Consider the following 4,668-nt stretch of genomic DNA (forward strand, 5'->3'; position numbering starts at 1 on the left):
AGCGGACAAGAACACGCCGCGGCGCCCTACGCCGGAGGCAGTGGGTCGATGCTGGGTGCCTCGGTGCTGCAGCCGGGTCACTCAACGGCGCGCCATCATGATGCGCCGGATTCGTCAGTGGTTGATCTGAATCCCCCCGCACCGTCCGAGTTGCGTGACCCTGCTCGTTCTGTGCCGGCGGCGGTGCAGCCAGATCCTCCAATAGGGGTCTCCGGTCCCGACAAGCGTCCTCTTTATTCCAACGATGCGACCGTTGTCGAAGGGCTGAGGTCAGCATTGGAGAGCACGGTCAAGCGCCATGTAAATTCTCTTCTCGGCTTTGGTCGTTGGCTCTTTGATAATAACAGGCCGGGATTTGCTGCTCGGCTTCACGAGGAGTCGCTGGATCCGGATCTCAAGGAGTACGAGAGCAAGAGTGGCTCCTCGGACGTGGCTAGAGCAGTGGGTCATCTCAAGACGTGGGCGGGCGGAGCGCCAGTGCTGGACCGCGCCGCTGTCCTGAATAATCCCGACCCTGCCGACGCCGCGCTCATCAGAGATTACACAGCGGCTCCCATCAAAGAGTACAAGGCAGCGCCGACCGGGCCGAATCCCGCTACCATTCAGACCTATGGATCTGCTCCTAGACGTTTCAGTGAATACCTGGTTGAAAACAAAAAGCCGGGGATTGCGGCTCGGCTTCACGAGGGGTCGCTGGATGAAGATGCCAAGCGCTATAACAACTCCGGTGGGATCAGTGCACTAGCTCATCTCCGGAAGTCCGAACTCGGGCGCGAGCTCCCTGGGAAAGCTAATGAAGACGACGCTGTTCTGCCATTGTCTTTCGTGCCAACTGGGCCCCATCACCAAGCCTCGGATCCCGCAGGGTCCTTTCGTCCCCTGATCTGGCGCGACGGCGACCAGCGCGCGCCGGACGAGCGGATCGCTGCACAGGACAGGAGCAACCAGCTATCAAGCGAGGAGGTCCTCATCAACCGTGAGCATGATACAGCGGAGTTGAGACCAGCGAAGAGGCAAAGGCCCCTGAACAGTCGTCTGCAGGACGTTGCCACTGAGCCGCAGCTGAGCGAGATCGGCAATTCAGGCGCTCGCGTGCTGATGCAGGCCCCCACCCATCAAGTGGGTGCATTGCCATGGGAAGCGCAGCCCATGATGCAAGGGAGCGGACAAGAACACGCCGCGGCGCCGTATGCCGGAGGCAGTGGGTCGATGCTGGGTGCCTCGGTGCTGCAGCCGGGTCACTCAACGGCGCGCCATCATCATGCGCCGGATTCGTCAGTGGTTGATCTGAATCCCCCCGCACCGTCCGAGTTGCGTGACCATGCTCGTTCTGTGCCGGCGGCGGTGCAGCCAGATCCTCCAATAGGGGTCTCCGGTCGCGACAAGGGTCCCCTCTATTCCAACGATGCGACCGTTGTCGAAGGGCTGAGGTCAGCTTACGCGGGTAAGGTCAAGGAGAGCACGGTCAAGCGCCATGTAAATTCTCTTCTCGGCTTTGGTCGTTGGCTCTTTGACAATAACAGGCCGGGATTTGCTGCTCGGCTTGACGAATCGTCGCTGGATCAGGATCGCAAGGAGTACGAGAGCAGGGGTGGCCCCTCGGAGTACGAGAGCAGGGGTGGCCCCTCGATCGTGGCTAGAGCACTGGGTCGTCTCAAGACGTTGGCGGGCGGAGCGCCAGTGGTCGACCGCCCTGTCCGGAATCCCTACCCTGCCGACGCCGCGCTCATCAGAGATTACACAGCGGCTCTCATCAAAGAGTACAAAGAAGCGCCTGCGACCGGGCCGAATCGCGGTACCATTCAGGTCTATGGATCTACTCTTATACGTTTCAGTGAATACCTGCATGAAAACAAAAAGCCGGGGATTGCGGATCGGCTTCACGAGGGGTCGCTGGATGAAGATGCCAAGCGCTATGTGAACTCCGGTGGTAACCGGAGGATCAGTGCACTAGCTCATCTCCGGAAGTTCGCACCCGGGCGCGAAATTGCCCTTGCTGCTCGTCCGGAAGACGCAGTCGGCATGGAGGCTCGTGCCATTGGGGACGCCGCTGCGCAGCGCAGCGGGACGCAGGAGGCATTGGGTCGGCCAGAGAGGCCCCCTGGGAAAGCTAAAGACGGGCGGGTGCTCGGCGCATTGGAATGGCTAGGCGACGAACATATCCAGAGGGATTACCAACTCCTGGAGCAGGAGTTGCAGGGGAACAATCCAGATCTCGCCGCCCGGACGCGGTTCGTGGATCCCCTCGTAGCCAATTATCATCTGCGCTTGGGCTCCGAGAGCGTCATGCTAAGCGCATTCCAGCGCATCGTCCATCAGAACGGTAACGACACAGCCGACTTCCTGTTCGTGCCAGTGAGCGATGGCGGTAAGACTCTTGCGGAGCGCGGCACCCATTGGTCGCTGCTGTTCGTTGATCGCAGCGACCGGGAACGGCCGGTTGCCTATCATTATGACTCCTACAACGGATGCAATGACACGCTTGCAAAAGAGCTCGCAGAAAATCTGGGCGCCAGCCTGGAGACCCGCGTGGGCGTATCCCGCATCGCCCAGCAGAGCAACGTGGTGGATTGCGGAGTCTACGTGGTGGACGGCACGCGGGCGCTGGTTGGGCGATTGCAATCGCAGCCAGATAACCTGAACCTCAACAACCTCGTCGTCAATCGGCAGGCACTACAAACCCGCCTCAGGGGTGACAATACATTCGGAACGGCAAATAATCTCACGAACTTTGAACTCATGGACCGACAGGCCCGAGACGCGGTTAAGGAAAGCCCCGTTGGGACGTTTCACCAGCAGATCAAGCGGCTCGGCCAGTCAGCGCCAGACGTTGCTCCCGGGGACCCATTTAAATCTCAAAGTCTTGAGAGCAAGGGGGACGCCGCTGCGCAGCACAGCGGGCCGCAGGAGGAATACAGTTGGCCAGAGTATCTCCCCCCTGGGAAAGCTAATGAAGACGACGCTGTTCTGGCATCGTCTTTCGTGCCAACTGGGCCCCATCACCAAGCCTCGGATCCCGCAGGGTCCTTTCGTCCCCTGAGCTGGCGCGACGGCGACCAGCGCGCGCCGGACGAGCGGATCGCTGCACAGGACAGGAGCAACCAGCTACCAAGCGAGGAGGTCCTCATCAACCGTGAGCATGATACAGCGGAGTTGAGACCAGCGAAGAGGCAAAGGACCCCGAACAGTCGTCTGCAGGACGTTGCCACTGAGCCGCAGCTGAGCGAGATCGGCAATTCAGGCGCTCGCGTGCTGATGCAGGCCCCCACCCATCAAGTGGGTGCATTGCCATGGGAGGCGCAGCCCATGATGCAAGGGAGCGGACAAGAACACGCCGCGGCGCCGTACGCCGGAGGCAGTGGGTCGATGCTGGGTGCCTCGGTGCTGCAGCCGGGTCACTCAACGGCGCGCCATCATCATGCGCCGGATTCGTCAGTGGTTGATCTGAATCCCCCCGCACCGTCCGAGTTGCGTGACCATGCTCGTTCTGTGCCGGCGGCGGTGCAGCCAGATCGCCCAAAAGTGGTCTCCGGTCCCGACAAGGGTCCTCTTTATTCCAACGATGCGACCCTTGTCGAAGGGCTGAGGTCAGCACTCTATGCCGGTAAGGTCGGGGAGATCACGGTCAAGCGCCATGTAGATATTCTTTTCGGCTTTGGTCATTGGCTCGTTGAAAATAACAAGCCGGGGATTGCGGATCGGCTTCACGATTCGTCGCTGGATCGGGATCGCAAGGAGTACGAGATCTGGGGTGGCGGCCCCTCGGCCGTGGCTGGGTCACTGGGTCGTCTCAAGACGTGGGCGGGCGGAGCGCCAGTGGTGGGCCGCCCTGCCCTGAATCCCCACCCTGCCGACGCCGTGCTCATCAGAGAGTACACAGCGGCTCTCATCAAAGCGTACGAGGCAGCGCCGACCGGGCCGAAACCCCGTACCGTTGAGGTCTATGGGTCTGCTCTTAGACGTTTCAGTCAATGCCTGGTTGAAAACAAAAAGCCGGGGATTGCGGATCGGCTTCACGAGCGGTCGCTGGATGAAGATGCCAAGCGCTATATGAAAACCGCTGACATCAGTGCACTAACTCATGTCCGGAAGTTCGCACTCGGGCGCGAAATTGCCCTTGCTGCTCGTCCGGAAGACGCAGTCGGCATGGAGGCTCGTGCCATTGGGGACGCCGCTGCGCAGACCGCGGCACAAGCTCATGGCCACGCAGGAGAGCAGGGACCCATCTCTCGAGCTCAACAAGTCGCGCCAGCGCCGTTTGAACGGCACTTGGGCAAGAAGCGTGAGGCCCAGGACGGACTGACGAGTACACTTGACAGGAGCAACCTCGTGAACAGCGGGGGCGTCATCATAAACAATGAACATTACACAGCGCTGTTGAGACCGGCGAAGAGGCAGAGGACTGATAATCCGCAAAGCCGCGCCATGGGGCGGCAACTGAGCGAAGCAACCACGACGTCCATCAGCCAAGCCTCCGATCAAGCCCGAGCGGACCTAATGGCTTCCTTCAGAAGCAGGGAGCGCTCCGACGCGGGGCGTTGAGCTCCATGGCTGGGGTCAAGCAGAACAGCTCTCTTGACGACAGAGGCGCTGATGCGATCTCCGGACCGGTAGCTCTCGCCGTAATTGATCAGGCTGGTACTGTTGGAAGGCTTGATCAGCCTCGTC

General features: G+C 60.7%; 1 protein-coding gene. It reads left to right on the plus strand.

Annotated features, from left to right (window positions below; genetic code table 11):
* Nucleotides 1–183: 183 nt before the first annotated feature.
* Complete coding sequence (locus tag NKI58_RS35250) at nt 184–4,542, plus strand: Ulp1 family isopeptidase (RefSeq protein WP_352830495.1); 4,359 nt, start codon at nt 184–186, stop codon at nt 4,540–4,542.
* Nucleotides 4,543–4,668 lie beyond the last annotated feature (126 nt).

It is taken from the genome of Mesorhizobium sp. M0522 (genome assembly GCF_040321085.1).
Taxonomy (GTDB): domain Bacteria; phylum Pseudomonadota; class Alphaproteobacteria; order Rhizobiales; family Rhizobiaceae; genus Mesorhizobium.